The sequence below is a fragment of the Cellulosilyticum sp. I15G10I2 genome (assembly GCF_900095725.1).
Taxonomy (GTDB): domain Bacteria; phylum Bacillota; class Clostridia; order Lachnospirales; family Cellulosilyticaceae; genus FMMP01.
On record NZ_FMMP01000009.1, the window covers coordinates 294,221 to 317,554 of the forward strand.

Annotated in this window: 23 protein-coding genes; 7 read left to right on the forward strand and 16 right to left on the reverse strand. The window is 38.6% G+C overall.

From position 1 onward, the window contains the following. Positions 1–26 precede the first annotated feature (26 nt). The 6 genes from BN3326_RS09960 to BN3326_RS09985 all read right to left on the reverse strand — a co-directional run bounded on the left by BN3326_RS09960 (position 27) and on the right by BN3326_RS09985 (position 5,405). Positions 27–1,508, reverse strand: a complete 1,482-nt coding sequence (locus BN3326_RS09960) for a TrkH family potassium uptake protein (RefSeq protein ID WP_069999040.1) — start codon at positions 1,506–1,508, stop codon at positions 27–29. Continuing rightward, entirely contained in the window at positions 1,505–2,173 is a 669-nt protein-coding gene (locus BN3326_RS09965; RefSeq protein ID WP_069999041.1) for a potassium channel family protein, read from the reverse strand. The genes BN3326_RS09960 and BN3326_RS09965 overlap by 4 nt, the downstream gene beginning before the upstream one ends. Next, entirely contained in the window at positions 2,170–2,619 is a 450-nt protein-coding gene (locus BN3326_RS09970) for a potassium channel family protein (RefSeq protein ID WP_069999042.1), read from the reverse strand. The genes BN3326_RS09965 and BN3326_RS09970 overlap by 4 nt, the downstream gene beginning before the upstream one ends. A 3-nt stretch (positions 2,620–2,622) precedes the next feature. Further along, positions 2,623–3,018 (reverse strand): hypothetical protein, encoded by a 396-nt coding sequence (locus tag BN3326_RS09975; RefSeq protein ID WP_171903811.1) that lies wholly within the window; start codon positions 3,016–3,018, stop codon positions 2,623–2,625. Between the two features lie 166 nt (positions 3,019–3,184). Continuing rightward, positions 3,185–3,883 (reverse strand): response regulator, encoded by a 699-nt coding sequence (locus BN3326_RS09980; RefSeq protein ID WP_069999043.1) that lies wholly within the window; start codon positions 3,881–3,883, stop codon positions 3,185–3,187. After that, a complete protein-coding gene (locus BN3326_RS09985) occupies positions 3,876–5,405 on the reverse strand; it encodes a DUF4118 domain-containing protein (protein WP_242875980.1) in 1,530 nt (509 codons plus the stop codon). Before BN3326_RS09985 ends, BN3326_RS09980 begins: the two co-directional genes overlap by 8 nt. A gap of 407 nt (positions 5,406–5,812) precedes the next feature. Here BN3326_RS09985 and thiS point away from each other — a divergent pair, with 407 nt between their 5' ends. The 5 genes from thiS to BN3326_RS10010 all read left to right on the forward strand — a co-directional run bounded on the left by thiS (position 5,813) and on the right by BN3326_RS10010 (position 9,688). Beyond that, positions 5,813–6,007: a sulfur carrier protein ThiS gene (gene thiS, locus BN3326_RS09990; protein WP_069999044.1), complete on the forward strand. Its 195-nt coding sequence runs from the start codon at positions 5,813–5,815 to the stop codon at positions 6,005–6,007. A 3-nt stretch (positions 6,008–6,010) separates the two neighbouring features. Further along, the gene (gene thiF / locus BN3326_RS09995; RefSeq protein ID WP_069999045.1) at positions 6,011–6,814 is read left to right on the forward strand and encodes a sulfur carrier protein ThiS adenylyltransferase ThiF; all 804 of its coding nucleotides are present in this window, start codon (positions 6,011–6,013) and stop codon (positions 6,812–6,814) included. Positions 6,815–6,864: 50 nt separating this feature from the next. After that, positions 6,865–7,632 carry a thiazole synthase gene (locus BN3326_RS10000; protein WP_069999046.1) on the forward strand — a complete coding sequence of 256 codons (768 nt, stop codon included), beginning with the start codon at positions 6,865–6,867 and terminating at the stop codon, positions 7,630–7,632. Between the two features lie 2 nt (positions 7,633–7,634). Continuing rightward, entirely contained in the window at positions 7,635–8,789 is a 1,155-nt protein-coding gene (gene thiH / locus BN3326_RS10005; protein ID WP_069999047.1) for a 2-iminoacetate synthase ThiH, read from the forward strand. Between the two features lie 266 nt (positions 8,790–9,055). Further along, positions 9,056–9,688, forward strand: a complete 633-nt coding sequence (locus BN3326_RS10010) for a DUF6143 family protein (protein ID WP_242875981.1) — start codon at positions 9,056–9,058, stop codon at positions 9,686–9,688. A 156-nt stretch (positions 9,689–9,844) separates the two neighbouring features. Here the strand turns inward: BN3326_RS10010 and BN3326_RS10015 are convergent, their stop codons facing one another. Beyond that, on the reverse strand, positions 9,845–10,537 hold the full coding sequence (locus BN3326_RS10015; protein ID WP_069999048.1) for a LiaF transmembrane domain-containing protein: 693 nt from the start codon (positions 10,535–10,537) through the stop codon (positions 9,845–9,847). Between the two features lies 1 nt (position 10,538). Then, positions 10,539–10,994, reverse strand: a complete 456-nt coding sequence (locus BN3326_RS10020) for a LytTR family DNA-binding domain-containing protein (protein WP_069999049.1) — start codon at positions 10,992–10,994, stop codon at positions 10,539–10,541. Positions 10,995–11,410: 416 nt separating this feature from the next. Here BN3326_RS10020 and ahpC point away from each other — a divergent pair, with 416 nt between their 5' ends. Both ahpC and ahpF read left to right on the forward strand, forming a co-directional pair. After that, entirely contained in the window at positions 11,411–11,974 is a 564-nt protein-coding gene (gene ahpC / locus BN3326_RS10025) for an alkyl hydroperoxide reductase subunit C (protein ID WP_069999050.1), read from the forward strand. A gap of 12 nt (positions 11,975–11,986) precedes the next feature. Continuing rightward, the gene (gene ahpF, locus BN3326_RS10030; protein WP_069999051.1) at positions 11,987–13,516 is read left to right on the forward strand and encodes an alkyl hydroperoxide reductase subunit F; all 1,530 of its coding nucleotides are present in this window, start codon (positions 11,987–11,989) and stop codon (positions 13,514–13,516) included. Positions 13,517–13,700: 184 nt separating this feature from the next. Here the strand turns inward: ahpF and BN3326_RS10035 are convergent, their stop codons facing one another. The 8 genes from BN3326_RS10035 to BN3326_RS10070 all read right to left on the reverse strand — a co-directional run bounded on the left by BN3326_RS10035 (position 13,701) and on the right by BN3326_RS10070 (position 23,183). Beyond that, on the reverse strand, positions 13,701–15,080 hold the full coding sequence (locus tag BN3326_RS10035; protein ID WP_069999052.1) for a B12-binding domain-containing radical SAM protein: 1,380 nt from the start codon (positions 15,078–15,080) through the stop codon (positions 13,701–13,703). 15 nt (positions 15,081–15,095) lie between these two features. Further along, positions 15,096–16,415 (reverse strand): B12-binding domain-containing radical SAM protein, encoded by a 1,320-nt coding sequence (locus BN3326_RS10040; RefSeq protein WP_069999053.1) that lies wholly within the window; start codon positions 16,413–16,415, stop codon positions 15,096–15,098. Between the two features lie 17 nt (positions 16,416–16,432). After that, positions 16,433–17,785 (reverse strand): B12-binding domain-containing radical SAM protein, encoded by a 1,353-nt coding sequence (locus BN3326_RS10045; RefSeq protein WP_069999054.1) that lies wholly within the window; start codon positions 17,783–17,785, stop codon positions 16,433–16,435. A gap of 19 nt (positions 17,786–17,804) precedes the next feature. Then, complete coding sequence (locus BN3326_RS10050) at positions 17,805–19,166, reverse strand: B12-binding domain-containing radical SAM protein (RefSeq protein WP_069999055.1); 1,362 nt, start codon at positions 19,164–19,166, stop codon at positions 17,805–17,807. Beyond that, a complete protein-coding gene (locus tag BN3326_RS10055; protein WP_069999056.1) occupies positions 19,163–19,801 on the reverse strand; it encodes a class I SAM-dependent DNA methyltransferase in 639 nt (212 codons plus the stop codon). The genes BN3326_RS10050 and BN3326_RS10055 overlap by 4 nt, the downstream gene beginning before the upstream one ends. A gap of 80 nt (positions 19,802–19,881) precedes the next feature. Next, the gene (locus BN3326_RS10060) at positions 19,882–20,862 is read right to left on the reverse strand and encodes a GNAT family N-acetyltransferase (RefSeq protein ID WP_171903812.1); all 981 of its coding nucleotides are present in this window, start codon (positions 20,860–20,862) and stop codon (positions 19,882–19,884) included. Positions 20,863–20,884: 22 nt separating this feature from the next. Continuing rightward, positions 20,885–21,961 carry a hypothetical protein gene (locus BN3326_RS10065; protein WP_069999058.1) on the reverse strand — a complete coding sequence of 359 codons (1,077 nt, stop codon included), beginning with the start codon at positions 21,959–21,961 and terminating at the stop codon, positions 20,885–20,887. A gap of 247 nt (positions 21,962–22,208) precedes the next feature. Beyond that, the gene (locus BN3326_RS10070) at positions 22,209–23,183 is read right to left on the reverse strand and encodes a MerR family transcriptional regulator (protein WP_069999059.1); all 975 of its coding nucleotides are present in this window, start codon (positions 23,181–23,183) and stop codon (positions 22,209–22,211) included. Positions 23,184–23,334: the final 151 nt, after the last annotated feature.

Below are 23,334 nucleotides of genomic sequence, written 5' to 3' on the forward strand. Positions count from 1 at the left end.
TTTTAAATTCGAGAAACATTTTCTATTTACTTTATATTACTTTGTAATCGTTGCTTTAGCACTGATATCCCCGAATGAATACCGATTAGAACAATAAAGATCTCCAGTCTGCCAAGTACCATACCAACCATTTGAACAATCAACGTTGCTGCTCCAGTTTCTGGGCCGGTTAATCCTATTGATAATCCCACCGTTCCCAGAGTGGATGCAAATTCAAACATTGCTTCAGTAAGCGTAACATTAGCTGTTAAGGTCATAAGCAGTGTACCAACGATATAAATAACAAGGTAACATGAGATAAAACCCATGGTATCTGCTACGGTATCACTGTCAATAAGCGCCTTACCTTGAGCCTTGTAATAACTGTGCACTGTCACGTTACGCGCTGGGTTTAGTCGTTTGCGTATATTCTCCCCAGTCACACGAAGCAGCAAGTATATGCGGTTAAGCTTAATACCGCCAGCCGTGGAGCCGAGGCCCCCACCAATTAACATGATTAAAATAAAAATACCAATACTAAATGGCGGCCAGTCACTATAGGATACATTAGAATAGCCGGTAGTTGATAGTGCAGATACTACATTAAATATCGCTATCCGTATGCTTTCTGAAGCACTCATGTATAGCCTCGAAAACAATGCAAAAGCTGTAGTCGGTATCAATAATGCGAGAAGCACAAACATAAAACGAATCTCACTTACACGTTGTACCTGACTAAACTTCATTCTTGTTATAAGCATCAGCACTGCAAAATTAGTGGTACCTATGAGCATCAGTACAATGGTGACTATCTCTACCCCTAGACTACCGTATGCCCCAATACTATCCGTCCTAGTAGAAAAGCCACCGGTAGATAGTGCAGACATTGTATGCAGTAAGCTTTCAAAGGGATTCATCCCCATAAGAATATAGAGCAGTGTCCCTCCAAAGAGATAAGATAGGTACATCACTAAAATAATCTGCGCTGTTCTTTTAAGGTTTGGCATAAGCTTATCGGGATGTCCCTCAGCATTATACAGATTCATAGATTGCTTGCCTTGAATAAACATCACCATCACCATAACAAAGCCTAGTCCTCCGCAAAACTGCATAAAACTGCGGTGAAATAAAAATATATTGGGTGTAACGGTCACATCCATTACCGATAGGCCCGTAGTTGTCCATCCGCTTACCGCCTCAAACAAGGCCTGTATAAAGGTTAATTGACCAGAGATAACAAATGGAAGTGAACCGGCAAAAAAGCCATAACACCAAGCAAATAACACTGTCAAACTGCTGTATTGCATCGTACGCCGCCATTGGAGGCTGCTTTCATCATGCTTTAACATCAAACCTAGGACTAATCCCAGAATGATGGATGCAAGCGATGGTATGAGAAACGCCGGTGCGTAATGTGCTTCATTAGGATAAAATGGCAATACCGCAAGCGGAGCGGCAATCAGTACCCCTATCATCAGCACTAACTTGCCGATATTATTACAATTAGAAAAATATTGTTTTATAGTCATATCTGTCCAGTCAACTCCTTAATAGCTGCTATCTCCTTTTTATCCGATGAGATTAAAATTAGCATATCTCCAGCAAGTATTCGTGTATCTCCTCGTGGGATCATGCTCTTCTCACCCCTAAGGATGCAACCTATAATAACTTCTTTGGGTAAGTTAATTTCCCAAAGCTTTTTACCCACAACTGGCGCTACCTCTGATATCGGCACCTCTGCAATACTGATACGTGCCTCTCCGATCGGCAGCAAGGTTGCGATCCCTTCTAGAAATGCTTGTTGCTCTATGATATTTGTAATTGCATTTACCGCACAAACAACGGAATCAATCCCCATCTTGTAGAAAAACTCGGTTTTCTTTGGATCATTGATCAAGGCTACAGTTTTTTTAACATTAAATTTCTTCTTACAAAGTTCACAGATTACTAAATTGTCCTCGTCATATTGAGTAAGAGCGATAGCAATATCCGCATCCTGCACATTGGCATCTTCCAAAACAAATGGTTTGGTTCCATCACCATGGATAACGACAAGAGATTGTATCCCTGCTAATATATGACACTTTTGAGAATCACTATTAATCGCCGTCACGCGATACCCCTTTTTTATAAGCGAATCGGCAAGCGAAAGCGTCTTATTAAAACCGCCAATTAGTAACACGTGCTTTTTCATATATGCTCCTCCTTTTCAGTATTGTTAAGCAGCCTGTTGATCTCTTTGATAGACAAAACAGCAGGCGATATCGTATCAATACCGAATTCATAGTAAACACATTTAAGTTCTGGGTCATAAAGTCTAGCTATAACACGTTCCTTTTTGAAAATTTTCTTAGCCATCTGTGCGATCATGATATTTGTATTATCGTTATCTGTGACCAAAATAACTACGGTTGCCTTTTCGACTTGCGCTTCATGGAGTATATCAATATCCGCGGCATCCCCCGTAAGTGTAAGCCCACCAAATGAAGGTGAGAGCTTGCGAAAAGAATCCTTATTACGGTCTATGATTAAGACATCTCCGCCTCGATCTGATAAATCATTGGCAAGGCTGGCGCCCAATCGTCCACAACCTATAATTATCGTATAATCACTTGTTTTTTTTTGTGTAAATAACTTCATCAATTAATCCCTCCTAATGACATGCCCAATTCCTTTGGCATCATATTCTACTTTATATAAGTTGTCTTGTTTTTCTTTTGAACAATCAGTTTCATCAAAGGCACATTTTCCTTTTGGAAAAAAAGTGGCGAAGCGGTTCAAATTGTATCGAGCTGCAATATAAGTGGGATCAAGTGCCCACGCCGCACGAAAGTGCTTCATAGCATACAAGTGATCACCCTCCATTTCAAGCAGAATACCCATTAAATTATGCGGCTCAGGTGCGTGCGGATATCTGCCCATAGCATTTTGAATAAGCTCTCTACACACTTGATATTTATTTTGTTCTACAAGTTTTCTGACCGTGCCACATAAGGCAGTCAATTCTTGTTGGCTTTCTGGCATATTTATTTGTTTCATAGCTTCTACCCCCTAATACATAAATGAGTTTAGATTGTTTGCATCTTCATACTAACAAAATTGCTGTGAGAATGGTGTGAGAAGTAGGCCTACCCCGTTAGAATTCTGTGAGAACGCAAAAAAAAGCCGCTGCGGTAAATTACCATAGCGACCTTGATTTTATCTTTTATTCATCTTTTAGCCTGTACCCAACACCTATTTCAGTTATTATATAGCGGGGTTTTGCAGGGTTTCTCTCAATTTTGCGGCGCAATCCTGCCATCAATGTCCTAAGCGCCTGTGTATCTGTGCCATAACCCACTCCCCATATCTCTTTTATAATATAGCTAGTCGTTAACACCTTGCCAATGTTCTTAAAAAATAGAGCCAGCAGGTTATACTCCATCGGTGTCATATGCAGCTCTATTTCATCAAGATAAACCAAATGTTTATTTAAGTCTATCTGCAGACCGCCAACTGAGAGAACAGCCTGTACCTTATCCCCGCTCTTCTTATATAAATGGCGGATGGCTACACGAATACGCGCCATAAGTTCGGTTGTGGAAAACGGCTTTGTCAGATAATCGTCAGCACCTATGTCGAGTATAGCAGCCTTCTCCTTATCTTGATCACGTGCGGAGATAACGATGATTGGTATTTCCGACCATTCACGTACTTTTTTAATAACATCCATACCGTCAAAATCAGGTAATCCAAGATCGAGCAGCATAAGGTCAATTTGTTCAGAAACAAGCGTGCCAAGTGCCCCTTGTGCAGTGCTAGCCGTAATATAATTGAATCCTTCCTGCTTAAGAGCATAGCAGATAAAGTTTCTGATTTGTGTATCGTCTTCTACCACAAGAATACATTCTTTAAAACTATTCATTATTTTCCACCTCCACCGGAAGCGTAAATATAAATTCCGCTCCCTGACCATTTGTACAATTTCGCGCTTCTATAGATCCTCCATGCGCTTTTATAATAGCATCACAGATTGCAAGACCAAGTCCAATGCCATGTTTTGCATCAGCTCGTTTGCCATCTGAGGTATAAAACATCTCGAAGATATGGGGTAAATCTTTTGCAGCAACGCCACTCCCTTTATCCCTGATAGTAAATACAGCCCAAGGTATCGTTTCATCCTTTGTTACCGAAACACTTATTTCTGTCTTTGGCGATGTATGTTTAACAGCATTATCTAAAATGTTAACTAAGACTTGTTCTATCAACTTGGCATCCATTGGAACAAGCAGCAGCTCATCCGGTGCTTTGACAGTGAATTCATGTTCTGGTGATCTCTGCATAATACGTTCAACAGCACTGCCTATTACTTCTTCAACAGCTTCCATCTGTTTGTCCAAGACTAATCTGCCCTCCTGCAGCCGAGTAAGATTCAAAATATTCTCTACCAGTGAGTGTAGCCAATCCGCATCTTCATGAATACCCTTTGCTAAAGAATAACGTGGATCATCTTCCTTTGTCATATCCATAAGCATTTCTGATGTGCCCATGATCCCCGAAAGCGGCGTGCGTAAATCATGGGAGATTGCTCTTAGCAAGGTTGCTCGATAACGTTCCTGTATAGTTTCCTCACGGGCTTTAATACGCTGCTCAGAAGCTCTAAATCTATCCATAGCCAAAGCTATGCTTTCAATCATCGAGTGCAAAAGACGTATCTGTGCTTCGTTCATTATCTGGGCCCTTTCTTTTGGTATACGAATAATGCCAAGAATGCATTCCCTGCCATAGATGGGCCAATCATAAAATTCTGATCCAATATCATGACCTGTACGTAATCCTTCAATATGATGCTTAATCTCTTCCGAATCCTCAACTTTTCTGCGGACTTGTTTTTCAACTGAAACCTGCTGGATAAATGTCAACTCTGGCAGGCCATTCTCATCAAAACAAAGTATAGCGGCTTTGCAGAAAAAACAATCGCTTATTGTCCCTATTGCAATACCAGCAATATCGTATATGTCTTTAGCATCAGTGAGATGATTGGTAAGGTTATAGACAGCCTTTGTTTCTGCCTCTTTTTCTCTCGCTAGAAATGCACTCTGCTTGACATGAGAAGTAAGCGTACTTGTAATAATTGCAGTAATAGTCATAATAACAAATGTAATGATATAACTCGGATCGTTAACAGTAAATGTAAAATACGGCTCTGTAAAAAAGTAATTAAACGTAAAAGTTGCGATTACTGACGCAAGGATACCGAATATAAATCCACGTGTCAGCCATGAAGTCATAAGCACAGCTAGGAGATACACTATGACAATATTGGTTTCTGGGAAACCGATAAAGCGAAAAACATATCCCATTGCTGAGGCTGCCGCAAGCAACATTGTCATCAGAAAAACACAGTAAATATAATTCCGTGTGCTATCTATTCTTAGTTCAAACACTATCTATCACTCCCATTTTTTCCAAATTTCTTGACCACTAAATATTTCAAAGTTACACCACCTAATATAATCTATCACCCATAGTATATTTCGGGAGCTCTAAAAAAACAAGTTGTTGTTACTTAAATCAAACTCTCCCCTATTTGCAGTGGAGTACATTATTACTACCTCCAAATTTTTTTTTCAAACTTTTGTAGTTTTTCAACTGCCCCTGCCCCACTCTGCTTCCTCCTGTCCTTAGGCAATCCTTGTTTTCGTAGTCGAAAGGCAAAAATCTTGACCAAACTACTTTAATATAATATAATACCAGTAACTAAAAAGCGCACAAAATGGGGTACACCACCGAAAGGGTGTAATGCTCATTTTGTGCGCCTTTTTTTGCAAAATTTTAGAAAGGATACGAGAAAATGAAAGTAAATGGCACTTTAATAACCCTAGAAAAAAATCAAACTTTACTTGATTTCCTAAATGCCCACAACTACGATATAACGAAAATCGCAGTGATCCACAATGATAACATTGTACCCAAGGCAACCTATAAGGATATTACGTTAGATGATGAAGATACATTAGAAATTGTTAGATTTGTAGGAGGCGGCTGATCTGTGGAAATCCTATTAAATGGCAAATCAACTAAACTCCCAGCTTTGACAGCGTTCGAAGCAAGGGCAAAACTTGGAAGCGAGACAGACATCATCATCTTAAATGGCTTTCAAATTGGAACTGATACTCACCTATCAGAAGGCGATGTTCTGACACTGATACCAAAAGGTACTATGCCCAAAGAAGAAGAACTGGAAAGCATGATGATGGCAAGGCATACCCCCAACGTACACAATCAGCTCAAAAAGGGAAAGGTCGCCATAGCAGGCCTTGGCGGCCTTGGTTCAAATATTGCCGTAATGCTTGCCCGAATAGGTGTAGGACAGCTGCTTTTGGTGGACTTTGATACGGTAGAACCCAGCAATCTCAACCGGCAGAGCTATACGATCAGCCACTTGGGACTGCCTAAGACCATAGCCTTAAAGAAACAAATTGAGGATATTAATCCTTTTATCAGTGTAAAAACTGAGACGATCAGGGTGACTGAAGAAAATGCTGAGGCACTTTTTCATGGCTATGACATTATCTGTGAGGCCTTTGATAAACCAGAAACCAAAGCCATGCTTATAAATACAGTACTTAGCACTCTGCCAGAGGCAAAGATCATCTCTGCCTCTGGGATGGCCGGGTATGCAAGTTCGAACAGTGTTCAAACAACAAGGCCTATGAGACGTTTATATGTATGCGGTGACTTAGAAAGCGAAGCCGAAATCGGCCGTGGTCTGATGGCACCAAGGGTGCAGATTTGCGCCGGCCACCAGGCAAATATGGTCCTTAGATTATTACTTGGCATAGAAGATGTTTAAAATCAAGAAGCTATCAAACAAAAAATCTATCAAATGAGAGGATACATAAAATGAGTGATAAATTAGTTATTGGCGGACACGCCTTTCAATCAAGATTTATATTAGGCTCAGGCAAATTTTCATTAGAATTAATTAAAGCAGCTATCGAAAACGGCGGCGCAGAAATGATCACCCTGGCGCTTCGTCGTGCCAATTTAGGCGGCGAAGCAAACATACTGGATTATATTCCAGGAGGCATCAAACTGCTGCCCAACACCTCTGGTGCAAGAACTGCCGAAGAAGCTGTAAAAATTGCCCGGCTTGCAAGAGAGATCAGCGGCAGTGATTTTGTAAAAATAGAAGTGATCCATGATTCTAAATACTTGATGCCGGATAATTATGAAACGATTAAAGCAACGGAGATCTTAGCTCAGGAAGGCTTCGTTGTGATGCCCTACATGTATCCGGATTTAAATGCAGCAAGAGCACTAGTAAATGCAGGGGCTGCAGCTGTGATGCCCCTAGGGGCGCCGATTGGTAGCAACAAAGGATTGTGTACCAAAGATTTCATCAAAATTCTAATAGATGAAATCAACCTCCCAATCATTGTGGATGCAGGTATTGGGCGGCCTTCGGAGGCCTGTGAGGCTATGGAAATGGGGGTCTCAGCAGTAATGTGTAATACTGCCATTGCAACAGCGGGGGATATTGTACTTATGGCAAAAGCTTTTAAACAGGCCATTGAGGCAGGCCGTTCAGCTTACTTATCCGGACTTGGCCGTGTGCTTGAATTTAGAGCTGAGGCATCCAGTCCTTTAACGGGCTTTTTGGAGGCCTAACTATGAAGGGTACTCAAGAAAATCCTATGACCTACTTCCGGGATATGGAAGAGATTGACTCTGATATGATGGAGCAAGTCTTAGAACGGGTTAATGCCTGTGACTTTGAACGCTTCACCGCAAGTGACATCAGACGCATTCTTCAAAAAGACCGGCTTTCATTTGATGATTATGCAGCCATACTCTCTCCTGCTGCCATGCCTTATCTAGAAGAGCTAGCAAAAAAAGCTCAGGCAGAAACCAGAAGATATTTTGGTAATTCTGTGAGTCTTTTTACGCCGCTTTATATTGCTAACTACTGTGAAAATCATTGCACCTACTGTGGTTTTCATCGCTATAACAAAATTCAGCGCGGCATATTATCATTAGATGAAATCGAAGAAGAACTTAAGGCCATCGCTGCCACTGGTCTCAAAGAAATATTACTTTTAACTGGTGAAGCCCGTCATAAATCCGGTGTAGATTATATTGGCGAGGCCGTTAAGCTCTCTCACAAATACTTTTCTGCAGTCGGCATCGAAATATATCCTCTTAATACTACTGAATACGCTTACTTACAGGCATGCGGCGCTGACTTTGTTTCAATTTACCAGGAGACTTACACTATAGAGCGCTATGAAAAGGTGCATTTAAAAGGACCCAAACGCAGCTTTCCCTACCGCTTTTATGCTCAGGAGCGGGCACTCATTGGCGGTATGCGTGGTGTTGCCTTTGGAGCGCTCCTTGGACTGGACGATTTTAGAAAGGATGCATTCGCTGCAGGCGTTCATGCCTATTTGATCCAGCAAAAATACCCCCATGCCGAGATATCCTTCTCTACTCCAAGGTTAAGACCATATATTAATCATGAAGATAACAGTCCCTTGGCTGTACGTGAAAAAGAGCTCTTTCAGGTGATGCTTGCCTACCGTTTATTTATGCCTTTTGCTGGTATTACCATATCGACTAGGGAGCGTGCAGGTTTTCGTGATCATGTCATCGGTCTTTGCGCCACCAAAATATCAGCAGGCGTTAAGGTGGGTGTCGGCGGCCATCAAACCAAAGAAAAAGGCGATGAACAGTTTGAGATCTCCGATGCACGGAGTGTGAGTGAGATCCACCAAATAATCCTCTCCCAAGGTCTACAGCCTGTTTATACAGACTATCTAAGGGTTTAGCCTATTTAAAATTTAAAGCCATGCATAAGTTGGGAAATGCGTCCCTCTTCTATGCATGGCTTTTCACTTTTTACTTTTTTGGACTGTCATGCTTTCTTTTTTAGCCACTTTTACTAAGCTGCCTAAATCTGCTTGTTGTTTTTTTGCAGAGACTCCATCAGTTTTCTGAGACTAAAACCTTAGCTTACTGAGCTCCTCTTGAATCACATCATGCGTCTTCTATGCATAAAATATACAAAAATCCTATTGCAAAGGAGTTATCATTTATGTCACATGCTTCTAACCGTACCTGCTTTATTACATCTGATCAAAAAAACTCATATTTTAATCCTTCTGCTTCTTGTCCCTGTCCGCCTCCATCCATCAATAAACCGACGCTGGATTATACTGTTTCAGTCCCCATTAATTTAGCTAAGTCTTTAGAAGGTAAGTATTTCGTAGGCTATGCTGATAATCTTACCTTTGGAGAGGGTACAAGTGCTTGGGCTAGACTATATAATCCCTCAAACTCCAGAGTAAATTTACATGTTGCTGTATGGACAGTAAGTGATGTATCCACTTCTCCTTTTAGGGCTCAAATCTGGTTTAATACTATTCCCCCTGGAACACCTCAGAATTCTACTTTGGTAACGCCGGCCAACTTAGCCCTCTGTCCCCTGCCGCGGCCTAGCGTAAAGCTTCAGTATGCAGTTAATGTGACTGGAGATCCTAAAGGAGGCATTAAGGCTTTTGTCCGACGTGGTCAGCCCGAAACAACATTGGTAGATGATGAGCAAGGAAAATTTATCTTCCCCCCTGGAGGGTCTTTTCTTATTTTCCTATCTAATCCAGAAACCCCCTCAGTAAATGCTGCTGGCAGAGTGGCTTTTGGCTGGTGGGAGGAACCCATCTGCTCCTAGAGCAGATCTCCTAAATACATCAAGGACCTTTGCGTATGATATAATCAGATCAAATTGCTTTTGACTAAATTTGTTTAAAGACTGGGATAAAGCAGCTTCTACCCTCTTCAAAATGCGCTTCACCTGGCAACGTATAGAAACTAACTTTATTCTCCTCTAAATATAAATAATTTCTACTCCTCCGAAACTAACATCTCCAACTAATGTTAAAGTATTTGTTACGCTTTCATAAGCTCTGTTTTTTTCGCTCACGCCACCCAAAAACACACTGGTTCGATTTTCGACTTTCCAATTTTTTGGTACAAATAACTCTACGCCTGCAAATGCAACCTCTAGTTTAACTATAGCACTTTCATTTTTCATAACAGCATGATCAAAATAAATTTTCATAGCGCCAAAAGAACACTCAAAATCCCCTTGCTCAAATTTGTCCGTATTAATATATTTCACGCTCTCCCCAAATGCACTTTTATATACAACATGCCCTTCATCTTCTATATCAATTTTTTCAAAGCTATAATCATGGTGATGGTGATGGGCCCACTTCACCTGTCTGTGAAAAATGATAGAAAGACCAATACTGCCTAAAAGTGCTGCCAGGAGTACCGTCCAAGGAGTGATTGCTGTAATCCCTAACTCTTTATCATATATGATAGCAATAAATGCTAGCGGAAATAAAATGCCTGCATAATTAAGCCGCGGTATACTTTTAACTATCACTGCTCCTAAAAATGCTGTTAACAACAAACTAAATACATTGATATCCGGCAAATACCCAAGCTTACTTACAACTAGAAAAATACCTGCCAATATAAATAAAGCGCCCCAAAAATATCTTTCTTTTTTCATCTCATTTCCTCTTTTCTAATAGTTTGATTTTTAAAGGTTTATAATAATATCTTGAAACATATACTTGCTTGTGTGTATTTTGAAATTCAACCTTACTTGATGATGACAGACTGCGTGTTATGACGTAAATGTGATTGATGTTGAGAATTGTTGATTTTGAAACCCGCATAAAGTACCCCGGCAGCAGTTCTTCCAGCTCATACAGTTTATATTTTACTTGATAAATATTATCAGCAGTATGTGCACAAATACCACTTTCCTCCGTATCAAAAAACAAAACTTCTTCCAGCGAAAGATAATACTCCGTATCCCCTTTGTAAAAAGTAATATGCTTCTTATGGGATAATAAATCATTAAGCAGTATTTGAAGATTTCTAACCTCTTCCCCAATTTCGCTGCACCTGATAATCACTTCATTTTCTTTAACACTTTTATCGACTTCAATACGTATTTTCATATTTACCCCCATCACCTATCACAAGTTTTGTTTGTGATACGGTCACAAATCAAAAGTTGAAATTGTTTTTCTTTCAACCTTTCACTCTTCACACTTTTATTATATGAACTCCTTTTTCCCTTGTAAATATATAGGAAGTAAGTGGTTAGTTATTGCTTGTAAGAGGTGTGTTTTTTATATAGATGTAGCCTTTACAGCATCAAACAACTTACAAAGCGCCTCATTACATTGATCTATATTGTTACACAAATCAAATAAATTATAAATTTCAAAAAATCTTCTTTACAAATAATAATTACTATGTAATAATAATTATTATCAAAAGCCATTTTAATTATTAGATATAAAAATTTTTTATTCTATTAACTATCACTGGCGGTAAAATTATAAAATTAAACTTAGGAGGTTAGTCAATTATGTCATTAATCGGAACAGAAGTAAAACCATTCAAAGCATCAGCTTACCAAAGTGGTAAGTTTATCGAGATCACAGAAGAAAATCTCAAAGGACAATGGAGTGTTGTTTGCTTTTACCCAGCGGACTTTACCTTTGTGTGCCCAACTGAGCTTGAGGATTTACAAAATCATTACGAAGCTCTTAAAGCACTTGGCGTGGAAGTATACTCCGTTTCAACAGATACACACTTTACCCACAAGGCATGGCATGACAGTTCAGAAACAATCGGCAAGATCACATATATTATGATTGGGGACCCTTCCCAAACGCTCTCAAGAAACTTTGATGTATTAATTGAGTCAGCAGGTCTTGCTGACCGTGGTACTTTTATTATTGACCCAGATGGTATTATTCAGGCCGTTGAAGTCAATGCCGGAGGTATTGGGCGTGATGCAAGCACACTAGTTAATAAAATTAAGGCCGCACAATATGTACGCAGCCATCCAGGTGAAGTTTGCCCTGCTAAATGGCAGGAAGGCGCTGCAACACTTAAACCACACCTTGATCTTGTAGGCAAGATTTAAGGAGTGTGATCTATGATCCTAGACGCAGATATAAAAGCCCAATTAAATCAATACCTGGAGCTCCTTGAAGGTGATGTGCGGCTTAAGGTAAGTACAGGCTCAGACAGTGTCTCTCAAGAGATGATGGCACTGGCATCTGAGCTGGCTTCCATGTCCTCTAAAATCACCTTTGAAGAAACTAAGCTCCCCAGAACCCCAAGCTTTAGTGTCAATCGTCCAGCTGAAGATATGGGTGTCACTTTTGCCGGCATACCTCTAGGTCATGAGTTTACTTCATTGGTACTCGCTCTTTTGCAGGTCAGCGGAAGAGCTCCCAAAGTTGAAGCGCAGCTTATTGAACAAATTAAAAGTATTAAGGGTACCTACCATTTTGAATCCTATATCAGCTTAAGCTGCCACAATTGTCCCGATGTTGTGCAGGCTCTGAACTTAATGAGTATTCTTAACCCTAACATTACCCATACGATGATTGATGGCGGTGCTTTTAAAGAAGAGGTTGAACAAAAAAATATTATGGCAGTACCCGCGGTGTACTTAAACGGAGAATTTTTGATAAGCGGCCGTACAACCCTTCAAGAAATCCTCACTAAACTAGGAAATGGACCGAATGCTTCAGACTTTGCTGATAAAGATCCCTATGATGTACTTGTTGTAGGCGGCGGACCTGCTGGTGCCAGTGCAGCAATCTATGCTGCACGCAAAGGTATCCGTACAGGCATTGTGGCTGAACGCTTTGGTGGTCAGGTGATAGATACCTTGGGTATCGAAAATTTTATCAGTATGAACTATACGGAGGGTCCAAAACTTGCGGCAAGTCTCGAAAATCACATTAGGTCTTACCCCATTGATTTGATGAACCTGCAGCGTGTCAAAAATCTCGTAAAAAAAGAGTTTGTTGAAGTTGAACTAGAAAACGGTGCCCTCTTAAAAAGTAAAACCGTTATCCTCTCAACAGGTGCCCGCTGGCGTAATGTGGGCGTACCAGGAGAAAAAGAATTTAAAAACAAAGGGATTGCATACTGCCCCCATTGTGATGGTCCCTTATTTAAAGGCAAACATGTCGCTGTCATTGGCGGTGGCAATTCTGGGATTGAAGCGGCTATTGATCTGGCAGGTATTGTTAAACACGTCACTGTTCTTGAATTTCTCCCTGAACTTAAAGCAGATGCCATACTCCAAGACCGCCTTTACAGTCTGCCTAATGTAACTGTCCTAAAGAACGTCCAAACTCAGGCGATTACAGGAACTGATAAGGTAGACGGTATTACCTATATTGAACGTGACTCTGGAGAGACTCAGCATATCAAACTTCAGGGTGTATTTATCCAAATTGGCCTTATCCCCAATACCGACTGGTTAGAGGGTATGGTTAATCGCAATGCTTTCGGCGAAATTATCGTTGATAGCCATGGAGCTACAAATATCCCAGGGGTATTCGCCGCTGGTGACTGTACAACCAGCCCTTATAAGCAGATCGTTATTGCTATGGGATCAGGCGCTACTGCAGCCTTAGGTGCCTTTGATTACTTAATCCGTAATTAATAACACCCCCTTGCTAATCCTCTAAAAAGTAAAGTACTAATAGTTTTCGGACATTCTGCCCCTCCCCTTAGAAAAGCAGTCAGCGGTTTTACCTAAACCACTGACTGCTTTTTTTTGAGTGCCGCTTCTACTTAACTTATCACGTATTCAAATTGTGTTTAGATATTTTCAATAAATCTTATTGCTAACTTTCAAACATCAATTTTATATAAGTAGGCAGAACTTTAATAGAACCTAGCCCTATTCTAAACAATGTAGCAAAACCAAAACGTTTAATCATATAAGGCACACTGTTCATTCTTAAGTTTATAAATAAAATAGTTTTAAGGACCTCTCCGTAATATTGCCGCAATGTCATTTTAGAAGGTTTAATAGTGACTTTTCCAAAACTCCAAGATTCGTACGCCGTTTCATCAAATAGCAGTCTGTCTTTATAGCGTTCATATAAAGGCAGATTTGGAAAAGGTGTCAGGGGACTAAAGGTAGCTATTTCTGGCTTTAATTCTTTTATAGTTTTTCTAAAACGCTTAAAGTCATGCCCATCCCAGTCGGGGTGCAGCATAAAAGAAGCCCAGCAATCAATACCTATGTCTTTAAGTATTTTGGCTGCCTCAAAACTATCTGCTACTGTAGACTTTTTCTTATAGTTGATCATTTCTTCTTGGTTAAAGGTCTCATAGCCAACCAGTACTGCCTTTAGTCCATTTTTGGCCATTCTTCTTATGGTATCCGGATGGGAGCGTATGCTTTTTACGCTGGCATAACAAATAAAGTTTTTGGTGATTTTTAAGGACTCCAGTAAGTCACAAAACTTTTCCAGTCTGTCTTTATTATTTAAAAAGTCATTGTCAAAAATCATGATACTAGCTTCAGTAATATCTTGAATCTGACTCATAATACACTCAAGCTCAATATCTTTTTCTTTTGCCCCTTCAATTCTCCATCTTAAACAAAAATCACAATTTTTACTGCAGCCTAGGGACGTCTGCATGATCGCACAGGGCTTAAAGCCTAAATAACTATAGTGTTTCCTATATTTTTCTGTAGATGTCCGATCGGGTACAATATATTCATTTCTTCCAAATACCCATGTTGATTGATAAGCGTGAGCTTTACTTAATATACCGTCCATTAAGGGTGGTATCTGCCCATAGGCGATACACTGAAACAATGCTTTTAAGTTCTCTGTAGTTGTGTAACAAAACACATGATCTATACTCTCATCAAAAAAAGATCCCGGCCTTAGATAAGCTTGAGTCCCCCCCACTATTGTAATAACATCTTTGTTAAACTGCTTAGCTCTTCTCGCGATTTCCTTAACCATTTTTACATCGATGCAAAGAGAGGTTATGCCTACCACATCCGGCTTAAATGCTTCACATGTTTTTTCAAAATCCTCACCCTGAATCATTAAATCTAAAATTTGAACCTCATAACTCTCCTTGAGTACGGCATAGATACACTCAAGTCCAATAGGCTCAGCATACATAAATTCTCCTAAAGTAACAGCCTGCTTGATTCTTGGAGGTCTGACCAGCAGCACCTTTAATTTATTATTCCCCATGAAACGCTCCCCTTTTTATATAATATTAGGTGTGATTTGATGCTTAATCTGATAGCGGTAAAATAAGTTGATCCCAAAGTAAAACAAATACATAACGGGCCTTTTGTAAAAGTCATTATGAAATAGCGTACGCTTAACGATGCTTTTAATCGTAAATACTTCATTATAGAGCTCCCAGTACGCCCGAGTAAGCTGTTGGGGTGTCATGTTTTTGGGTTTGTGAACAGCTTCTGTTCCATTATAGGAATAGATATCTTGGTTACATATTCTGTTTTGCTCCTCCATTTCCTTAAAAAATGCGGTGCCTGGTATGGGCGTAAGTATGTAAAACCTAGGTACGACCACCTTATTATCTTCTATAAATTTCGCAGTAGCCCTTATAGACTCCAAAGTATCGCCCTCAGCCCCTACCACCATCTCTGTTGAAAGATCAATACCCTGTTTTCTTATGTTTTTAAGCAGTCTGCTGTATGTTGATGGATCCGCCCAAGCTTTCTGCATACTGTTTAGGCTTTCTTGTGATATACTTTCAAGTCCAAAGCTTAGGGCTACGCAGCCGCTCTTAGCTGCTATTTTAAGCAGTTCATCATCCTCCCCTATTTTTACTGAACACTGAGAAAGCCACTTCATATTAAGCTTTTCAATCTCCTTGCAGAGCTTCATGGTGTATGCTCTGTCTGAAAGTATATTATCATCTAAAAGCAAGAACTTTTTAAATCCCAATGATTTGATGTGTTTGATATCCCGGATCACATCCTCTATATCTCTTCTGTAATATTTCGTTTTATATAAGCAGTATACTGAACAAAAGCTGCATACATTCGGACACCCTCTTCCCGCTTGGACAGGCAGAAAGTCGCCGATTTTTTTATTTAAAATAAGGTCAAATCTAGGAAGGGGATAGGTAAGCTTACTCAGTGTTTTTTGATAATAAGGTTTGATATCCCCGCTTATAATATCATTTAAAACCCCATGCCAAACTTCCTCAGCATCTCCAATGACCACACAATCACAATACTTTTTAGCTTCTTCTGGCATCAAACTCACCATATAGCCCCCCAGAATAACTGTTTTACCTCTTTTTTTAAACGCCTTCGCCAGATCTATTGTTCTAATAACAGCATGGCCCATACTGCTAATTGCTATTACATCTGCGTCCGTATCAAGGGGCACATCTTCAATCGTCTCAAGACATATGCTAGACTCCCAATCAGGAGGGGTAAGAGCAGCCAAAAGAGGCAGGGCCAGTCCTACAAAATAGAGTTTTTTCTTTTTAATCAGCTTGCCGCTAGAATCATAGGGCGTAGGCTGGATAAATAGTATTTTCTTATTCACATCAAACACCAACTTTCTTACAAGCCTTTTATTAAATTGCGAAAAAATATCTTTGCCGTATTTCTGATATACTGCATATCAACAAAATCATAAACACCATTTTTCTTACCTAACAAGCTCAACTTTAAAAACAGCTTATAGTATACTAAATAAAAGGATTTTCGTGACATGTTGGTAGGTTCTAATACTAAGTGTAGAAAATCCCAATACTGCATCTTTTCTGTTGTTAACTTATCTTTATATTGGTCAAAAAGGGCTGTCCCAGGAATGGGTGTGAAAATAGATACAGAGGCGTATTTCAGCTCCACTTTTTCAATCCACTGGTACAAATTATCAAAATCCATCTTAGTGGCATGAATATCCACAATAAATAAAGCCAAACATTCTATATGGTATTTTTGAAGCATCTTAACGCACTGTTTATTTAAATCTTGTGAAGACTGCTTACCATAAGCGTTAAGTGCCCCATCATCAACGGCCTCTAAGCCTACAATAATACCCTTTGTGCCAATAGCGCCTAATGCTTTAATGATTGCTTCATTTTCAACTACAAAATCAGCTCTGCTATAGAATATAAAGCTTTTTTTAATGTTTTTCTCTTTGATAAGTGCTATAAATCTATTGACTCTTTCTCTATTTATCAGAAAGGTATCATCTACGATATGTATCGTGTCACAGGCAATGCCTGCTATTTCTTCTACGACTAAATCTATATTTCTAGCTGCATATTGACCATCGTTTATCTTTCTGCAAAAACAAAAGTTGCATTGATAAGGACAGCTAAAAGCAGTTTTGACTATAGCGCAAGGGCTAAAGCCTAAGTATCTGTACAAATGTTTGTTGGCATTGAAATGACTTCTATCAGGAATAGGCAGATCATCTGGATTAATAGGAAGGCTTTTATTCATAATCCATGTCTTATCTTCTCTATAACAAATACCGTCTATAGCCTTTAAACCTGTATTTTGGAGAACTGTCCCCAATCTTAAAATCTTTCGAAAGGGTTCAAGGGAACTGGAATGAACGATATAGTCAATGGTATCCGTATAGAATCTTTCGTAGTTGACCTGTGCATGAACGCCCCCTATCATCACTTTTATAGAAGCATTATAGACTTTTACTGTTTTTGAATAATCAAGCATGATAGCTTCTTGGGTGATATAGCCGCCAATAACTACGAGATCTGGGGTAAACTCCTTTAAAACATCTATAAGACTTCTTTTATCCAAAAGACAATCAAGTATTTGACACTTAACTTTTTCTTCAAGTGCAATAGTATAAAGATATTCTAGTTCAAGAGGTTCAAGATTAATAACATCCACATTTGAGATCATACTTAAAGACTTTGGTCTTACTAATAATACATGCATCCACTCATTCCTCCAAAGGCTAGTTTTTAAACATTTTAACAAAGTACTGCATCGTAATTTTAGAGGCACCTAGGGACAGTTTTAAATTTTCTTTAAGTCCGTACGCTCTCATCATTTTTATAATATTCCTTGGATGCATCGTCACTTTATAGTAAAGCTTGATGATCTGCCAATAATAACTTCTCACAGACATTTTTGTAGGCTGCACCGTTAGATGGGCCAAATCCCATTTTTCATACTGTTTTCTTGAAATAATCAGTTTGTCCTTGTACGCATCAAATAATTGTGTACCAGGCATGGGTGTGAAGGGTTGGAGATTTATAAACTTAATATCTATTTTTCTAATCCACTGATATAATCTGTTAAAATCCTGAGCATCCCAATCCACGCCTAGAATCAAGGTTCCATAACACTCCACATCGTACTTTTTGAGTATACTTATAGCCTTTTCATTAAGCGCCACACTGCTTTTCTTATTATACTTTTTTAATTCTTCTTCACGGCTGGATTCTAAACCTACTATAACAGCCCTAAGGCCCACGGATGCCAATGCCTTTATCACATCCTCATTATCTGCAATAAAATCAGACCTGCCATAGATCAAAAACTTTTTATCTAAGCGATCTGCCTTAAGCCGGCTGCAAAAATTTAATAATCTATCTCTATCTACTAAAAAATCATCATCTACAATATAAATTTCTTTCTCAGAAATTGACTTTAATTCTTCCATAATATCTTCTAAATCCCGAGTCCAGTACTTCCCATCTGTAATCTCCCTACAAAAGCAAAAACTGCACTTATAGGGACAGCCATAGGAGGTTTTAATAAGGGCACAGGGGTTATGGAACATATAGTAATATTTCGCTCTATAACGAGCGACTAAGCTTCTGTTAGGATGCGGATAATGAAAGGTGTTTTCTTTAAGACACCCAGGCTTATCTTCACCCCATACACCGTCTATATCAGAGCTTTTTTCATCTTGTTCTAGCGACTTTACTATCTTTGCAAAAGTTTTTAAACCATTCCCACAGATAACATAGTCGATATGCTCATCTTTAAAGTCCTCAGGTACAACCTCAGCATGCACGCCGCCTACCAGTACCCTGCAGGCCTCATCTACTCTTTTTATTTGCTGTGCGTACTTTTTAACAACGTTCACGTGAGCAATATAAGAGGTGATGCCTACTACCTCTGGATGATACTCTTTGATAAAATACCCTAAAGGCTTCTTCTCTAAAATCATATCAATAATGGTTACGACGTGCCCCAATGACTCCATATACGCCCCTATGTACTCAAGCTCTAGTGGTTCACAGATCATCACATTCTGCAGGCCTATGGTTTCTTTATCAGGCCTCGGACGTATAAGCAAAATCCTCATGACCCGTTACCGTCCTTTTTGAATACAAAGAGACAAATGCTGGGCATAAACCACTTTTCTTTAATCCTTTGAATGTGCATCAATTTAAAACTCCCTTTAGCTAGAGCTTGAATCTTTTTTAGTGATAAATATTCTGCGCTGCTGGTCGTGAACTTTACAAAAAACATTGCAATCATGTCATATACCGTATTGACCGAAGCCTGAGCAAGGAGCAAAGTCCCCTCTTCTTTTAATAAACCACGAAATTTATGAAAGACCTTTTCTTTACTCGGATAATACGGAAAAGAATGGGAGCAAACGACAATATCATATGCTTCCTTGGCATCCGAAAAGTCCTGCACACTACAATTAATATAAGTTCCACACTTATCACGGCTTCTAGCTGCCTCTATCATCTTAGGTGAAATATCAACCCCCGTATAACAAATAGGGACATCTTTAAATACCTCCTGCATTTCTCTTATAAGCTGTCCTGTACCACAGCCCATATCTAAAATATGATAACCTACACTAGGCTTTATAATCTTTCTGATCTCTTTAATGATCTCTCTTCTAGTAGGTGAAAGTGAATACTTTTGTACCCACAGCCCTTCATACTTACTGGCCCAAAAATCCCAAATTTTTATACTTCCCACTCTAGTTCCTCCCTGTCTATCAATTTGAACATCAAAGCCTTTCTTCTAGACTAAACATAGCGCCTCAAAATGCAAACTTCCTATTTGCTCTTAAATAGATTGATTTTTAACTCTAACGGCTTATAGCTGAGCTTTTTAACAAATAGCTTGATTAGAAATCTTATTATAAAGTTTGGATGATATAGATACATATATTTTTTATACTGTTTGCAGCCCAATTTCATTTTAGCATCCTCAGCTGTTTGTCCCATGTCTATAGCTAAGTATCTGTTTTCGATCCCATGCCTTAAAATAAAAATCAGCATATTTATATAGAGATCGTACTCATGATTTAAAGCATAGTCCATGCCGCCAAAAACAAAAAGCAGTTCATCTTTATAATCACTTAATTGCACAAAGGCTGCAGGCTGATTCTCTATATAAAATACATAAATGTCCGTAGGCATCCTTCTAAAAAAATCTATGCTTAACTTTTCTAGCTTGTAGTTGGATTTTGAATAAACCTGTTCATACAAAGCATACATGGGCTCATCAAATAGCCTATTATCTTCCAGCTTTTTAATAATAATCTTTTCTCCCTTTTTCAAGGCATTATTTAACCTATATCTATAATGACTTCTTAAACTTAGCTTATAGTCTTCAAAGGAGTCCCACATGATTTGAAGTTTACAAGTTGGCAGCGTTTCTCCTTGGATTAAGCTTTTGCTTAAAAAGCTATCATCTGAATTTAAAATAATACAGCTCTTTTTTGCTTTTATGATATAGTTTTCCAGTTCTTTTATATCCGCCTCTTCTATGCGATAGCCTTGCCCCGACACGGAACAAGGTATGCCGATGATGTTTACTTTAAGGTTAAAGTTCATACGTGAATAGCAAAATATATTGAGCTTCAGCTCATAAACAATAAAGGCGCTACTATCATTTATCATTACATATTTTTGACCGCAGGGATTGCAGCGCTCAAGTATCTCTAAATATTGCTTCGACATATAACAGCTATCCTTAAACAACGTATCCCATGCATCTGGAAGCCCTATGGCTTTATCAAAAACTTTTATCATTTTTACCCCCATCGCCTATCACCTATAGTTCGATTTCGTATACTTTATAATGCTTATACTCCTGGCCTGCCCACCTCGTGCCAAAATTCTTGGATTTAAAATTCGTATCTAAAATCCAACTTGATTCATAAAGCGCATACTTGTCTTTTGTTCTTTGATAACATGCGTTAAATAATCCTAAAATGGCGCCAGTATTATGAAACTCGGGCAGTATCCCGATTTCTACGATCTTACACTTTTTAATCTTACCCGCAAACAGTTTATTCTTTATAAAGGTACCTACGCCTATGGATTTACCAGGTGGGATCAGTTCGTTATAATCCGGATACCACAACATAAAGCCAATAGGCTGCCCTTCTTTTTCAACGAAAATTAAGTTTTCCTCTTTCATAAAAAGCTTTAAGTCTTTAAAGAGTTCATAATCTTCTTCATAGCTGCGTTTAAAATAAAAGGGGTGATCTAAAAAACACCTATTATTTAAGTCTGTATAAATTTTCATCTCATTTCTAAAATCCTTAAAGTTAATAGATCTAAAGGTAAAGTTTGAGCTTACTCGCCTGATCATCTTCGGTTCAAGATTTAGATTAAGTGCGTTCATCGTGCCGCTAAAGGAGGTTAATTTATAATCGGCTGTTTTGTATTTCTCGAAATAATCTATGTAGTAAGGTGGATTATAATTGTTCCCAAAGCTTACGGACACATCATAATGATCCACTAAAATACCAAGACCATAATTAACATGTCCACTTAGTCCTATTGTCATCTTAGATATATTTCTGTCTTTACATAATTTTTTTCCAAATGTGAGTATAAGATTAACCGCCTCATCATAATCAGGTAGCGCTTCAAAATAAGCTATTTGAAGTGTTTCTTGGTAGTTATCAGCGTGAATAAATGTGCATACAGCAACAACCTGTTTATTATCATAAATCATAATAGGATAAGTATAGGCATGCTTGCAAAATATGCTTTGTTTTAAAAGAAGGGCTTTTAAAAGTGAGGATGTGGTATCTTTATAAAACCTATTGTTCTTATAAATAGAACTAACAAATTTTAAGTATAATTTATAGTTTTTAGAATCGCATTCTACAATATGCATCTTATTTCCCCCAAAGTATAGTTACAGACTCATGAGTTACTCCTTAAATCAAGGTTTCTATATCATTGTACTATGATTTGCGCCTAGTATGCTATCTTCTTTCTATAATTAAGAAGTTGAAAAAGTTATCTTAAGCATATCCCTTTTTAAAATTCAATGAAAAAGAGCTCCTAAGTTATACCTAGAAGCTTTCCATTGATCTCCTTTTCCATTCCCTCAGTATTCTTCCATAAGCTTCATCGCGTTTTCATACTTTTAGCTTGATGGGAAAATATCTTTGCATTTGTTTATAGCCAAGTCCCTTTTCTATGTCTTTATAGGCAATATCTCTTCCATTTTCATATAAATAAGGCATATTGAACATAACATTGCGGCCTTTATCAAACTCAAAATTTGTGCTTTCAATCCATCGACGAACCTTATCTTCCACTTTATGTATGCTCTCGTTATCTTCGTCAATACTAACTGCCATGGCGTATAAGCCTCCCGGAAAATCGAATAATTTAAAAGGGCTTACATCCGCATTGGTAACACCCTCTTTAACAGCACATATCCATTCAGCTTTGTCATTTTTAGACAGCAAAAAATCAAAACAATCGAAAATGACGCTCTTATACAAATGACAATGCTGCCACAATTGGTACATATATCCGCCTTTTTTGAACATTTCCCCCCACGGTTGGTCGCCGCATGTTACCGCTTTGAATTCCGGTATCCTGACGACCATTATATCAGGAATTTTTTTATCTAATTTTTCCGTTATTTCAATCAAGCGATTTATATTGGCGGGCTTTCCGATATAGTCACTGTTTATCAATTGTGTTTCAATCTCTTTAGCCTTGTTATACAGCAGTTTTATGTCGGAGTTGTCTGCAAAGTTTACTTGTTCGATTTCGCGTATAAAATCCAGCACGATTTCTTTCAACTCATACAAAAGCGCAACTTCGTCGTCTATGCTCTGTACCTTTTTCCCCAAGACTTCTAAAACTACATCGGAACCGGAAGTGTTGAAAATACGTTGAATGTCCTTTATGCTGATATTCAGCTTGCGTAAAATGAGTATTTGTTCAAGTCGCCTAATAGCATTTTCATCGTACATTCTGTAAGCGTAGTCATCACTTCGGGTGCTAGAGAGCAATCCCATATCTTCATAATAACGCAGTGTACGGGCTGTAATATCATATTTGCTTGACACATCTTTGATTTTGATTAGGTTGTTCATTTGTTTCCACCTCTCTTCTAAATTATCACTAATAAACTTAATATAAAGGATTCCCCAAAGGAAGAGTCAATAGGGTAATAGTATTTTTCTGCAGAAAATATAAATTTTCTACCTTATTGAGAATACTCCTCCTGCTATCGATTCTTTGATT